Source organism: Tamlana crocina (assembly GCF_012037625.1).
Genome location: NZ_JAAVJS010000363.1, coordinates 1 through 402 on the forward strand (window position 1 = coordinate 1; position 402 = coordinate 402).

A 402-nucleotide genomic window follows, 5' to 3' on the forward strand; every position below is an offset into this window, starting at 1 on the left:
CAGGTCGGGTGTTTTCCGGGAGCGGGAGCGAAAGGAAATTGTATCGAGACCAGAGGCAGGGTACTTACGAGGGTAGAAGTACGATTTTAGAAGTAAAAAAAGAGGTGTCAAAAATGCCATTTTTGACACCTCTTCCGGAAGAAAAATTCTTCCGGAGAAAAAGATATATTTAAAGCTGATGTGGCACTTAAAAAATTTTCACTTCAGGCTCAATTCATTAAATTTGCAACTGCCGGTGAATACCGCTGTTATATAAAATCTGAGAGATTATGTTTGAAAGTTTAAGCGATAAGTTAGATAATGCCTTACATGTCCTTAAGGGGCATGGCCAAATTACCGAGGTTAACGTTGCCGAAACCCTTAAGGAGGTACGTCGCGCGCTTGTAGATGCCGATGTTAACT

Annotated in this window: 1 protein-coding gene; it reads left to right on the plus strand. The window is 41.3% G+C overall.

All coding sequences use genetic code 11. The features are described from left to right. Positions 1 to 269 precede the first annotated feature (269 nt). Positions 270 to 402: signal recognition particle receptor subunit alpha (locus HC176_RS17130; protein ID WP_167920215.1), on the plus strand; the 133-nt coding region annotated here is incomplete at its 3' end.